Genomic DNA, 2,424 nt, shown 5'->3' with positions numbered 1-2,424 from the left:
GCCCTGCGCCGGCGCCGGCACGGCGCGGGCCGGCGCGAGGGCTTCCGCCTCGGCTGGGGCGGCTGGCTCGTGGTCGAGCTTGTGGTCATCGCCGCCATCGCCGGCATCTACCTGGCCTGGCCGCCGACCGTCGCCTGCCGCGAGCAGGAGGCGACGTTGGGCTTCTTCGCCGGCGACACCCTCGGCAAATGCATCCGCCGCGGCGTCGCCGCCCGCATCGACGACGTCGACCAGCGCCTCAAGATGGCGGTGCGCCATTCGGGGCATTGACGCGCCCGGCCTTCGAACGATGCCTGGACGGGGCGTTTTCGGGCGCCCTGCCGTGACACCGGCTCTTGGGCGAGTCGCCGGCGCCCGACGATCGGGTGCCGTCCGCGGGTCTCGCGACAGGGGGATCACGGGCACCTGGGGACGGTCACGCGCCGGCGCCGAGGTAGCCGAGCACGGCCCGGCGAACACGATCGACGAGCGGCACCTCGCCCGTTTCGCCGCGCTCGCCGGCCGCGTCGATCATACCCTTGATGATCGCCAGCAGGTCTGCGGCGGCCGTCGGCGTGTCCGGCTGCCGTGGCAGGTCCGGCCGCTCGAGCAGGCCGGACACGAGCGTGTTCAGAGCCGCAGCGCTGCGGTGGATCTCGGCGTCGAAGGGCAGGCGGCCCTCCTCGAAGTCCAGCAGCCGTGCCAGGGCGGGGCGACGGAGCTGATGACCGACGCACGCTTCGATCACCGCGACGAGCGCATCCGTTCCGGCCGGCCGTGACGCTGCCGCCCGTGCATCCTCGATCAATCGATCCTTCTCGCGGACGATGAGAGCGCCGACGAGCGCCTCCTTCCGCGGGAAGTATTGGTACAGCGAGCCGACGCTGACCCCCGCACGCTCGGCCACGGCATTCGTCGAGAAACCGCCGTGGCCCACCGCCTCCAGAATGCGAGCCGCCGCCTCGACGATCGCCTCGACGGTGGCGAGAGAACGGGCCTGCTGCGGCCTCTTCCGGGGGCGGGGGCGCTGCGCCGTCAGGGAATCGGTCATGCGAACGAATGCGAGTAGCGGAAGCGAGCGATCGCTCGCATCCTAGGGGCGTCACGCGACAGTGCAAGGACGCAAGATGACGAGATCCGGCAAACCCTTCGATTCGGCCCTGACAGTGTTCATGCTCGTGAGGACCACCACCGAGTGGCTGGGCTTTCCGGTCGAGAAACGTTTCGAGCTCTTTCGCGAGACGTTCACGCCGATCCTGAAGGCGCATGCCGCCGATGTGACGCTGCGGTTCTTCGACATCGAGTTCTACTCCGCTCGTGTCACCGACCTGTGGATGTGGGACGCAAGGGATCACCAGAGCTACCAGCTTCTCGTCGAAGCGATACGCGAGACCCCGTTCTGGGACCGCTACTTCGAGATCGTGGACATCCTGCCGGGCATCGAGAATGCCTACGCCACCCATTACGGCCGCGAGCCGATCACGGCCTGATCTGGGTGCGGGCCGCTCGCTCGTTGCACCAGGGACCTGCCAAAGTCGGCGTCAGGTGATTCCGCGGCGGTCCGCCCACGGACAGCAATACAGCGAGGCGGCTGGCGCCACCCCGTGCGCCCACGACCCGTATGGGGTGTCCGGGTCGCCGGCGGCTCGCCCCGGATGAAGCCGCCTGTGGGCGATCCGGCAACATCGGCTCAGGGCGGATCTCTGCCGATCGGCTGTCTTGCGGCGATATCCACGAACCGGATGTTCGCTCGGACCGGATGTGGGCCGGCTCGGCGCCCGGTCGCGGCTCACACGGGCAGCGGGCTGTCCGTCTTGACCTCCTCCATCACCGCGTAGGTGCGCGTCTCCTTCACGCCGGGCAGGTCGACCATGACCTGCCCGAGGAAGCGGCGATAGGCGGCCATGTCCTTCACCCGGGCCTTGAGTAGGTAGTCGAAGCCGCCGGCCACCATGTGGCATTCCAGGATCTCCGGCACGCGGCGGACCTCCTGCGAGAAGCGGTCGAACACCGCGCCGGTGGTCTTGTCGAGCAGCACCTCGATGAACACCAGCAATCCCAGATCGAGCATCGCCGGATCGAGGCGGGCACCGTAGCCGGTGATGTAGCCCGCGCGGGTCAGCCGCTTCAGGCGCTCGGCCGTGGCGGTGGGCGAGAGCCTGAGCCGCTCGGCGAGGTCGACGGTGGCGATGCGCCCGTCCTGCTGCAGGATGCGCAGGATGGCGGCATCGATCGAATCGGTGGTCTTCACGCGCAGAACGCCATTCCGATGGGGAATCCGCCGGTCTTCGACGCGACCCACGGATTTTAGCACCGCGCCGCCGCGGCTACAAAATGGTCCGTGCCCGGCCGGCGGCCGGCGGCCGGCGGCGGAGGGAGGCGGGGTCTGCCATGTCGATCGTGTCGTCGTCGATCGTGTCTTCCCCTCGGCCCGTCGTGCCCGCC

General features: G+C 69.4%; 4 protein-coding genes. 2 read left to right on the top strand and 2 right to left on the bottom strand.

All coding sequences use genetic code 11. From position 1 onward, the window contains the following. Positions 1–270: hypothetical protein (locus FV230_RS30095; protein WP_187275649.1), on the top strand; the 270-nt coding region annotated here is incomplete at its 5' end. A 145-nt stretch (positions 271–415) separates the two neighbouring features. Here FV230_RS30095 and FV230_RS27310 read toward each other — a convergent pair. Continuing rightward, positions 416–1,030, bottom strand: coding sequence for a TetR/AcrR family transcriptional regulator (locus FV230_RS27310; RefSeq protein WP_147844601.1), 615 nt, complete (start codon positions 1,028–1,030; stop codon positions 416–418). A 76-nt stretch (positions 1,031–1,106) separates the two neighbouring features. Between FV230_RS27310 and FV230_RS27305 the strand changes: the two genes are divergently transcribed. Next, positions 1,107–1,469, top strand: coding sequence for a darcynin family protein (locus tag FV230_RS27305; RefSeq protein WP_147844600.1), 363 nt, complete (start codon positions 1,107–1,109; stop codon positions 1,467–1,469). Between the two features lie 299 nt (positions 1,470–1,768). On the opposite strand, the gene FV230_RS27300 is transcribed toward FV230_RS27305, so the two are convergent. After that, positions 1,769–2,230: an Lrp/AsnC ligand binding domain-containing protein gene (locus tag FV230_RS27300; protein WP_147844599.1), complete on the bottom strand. Its 462-nt coding sequence runs from the start codon at positions 2,228–2,230 to the stop codon at positions 1,769–1,771. Between the last annotated feature and the right edge of the window lie 194 nt (positions 2,231–2,424).

This window comes from Methylobacterium sp. WL6 (genome assembly GCF_008040095.1).
In the GTDB taxonomy this organism is placed as follows: Bacteria; Pseudomonadota; Alphaproteobacteria; order Rhizobiales; family Beijerinckiaceae; genus Methylobacterium.
This window is presented reverse-complemented; position numbering and strand designations above follow the sequence as displayed.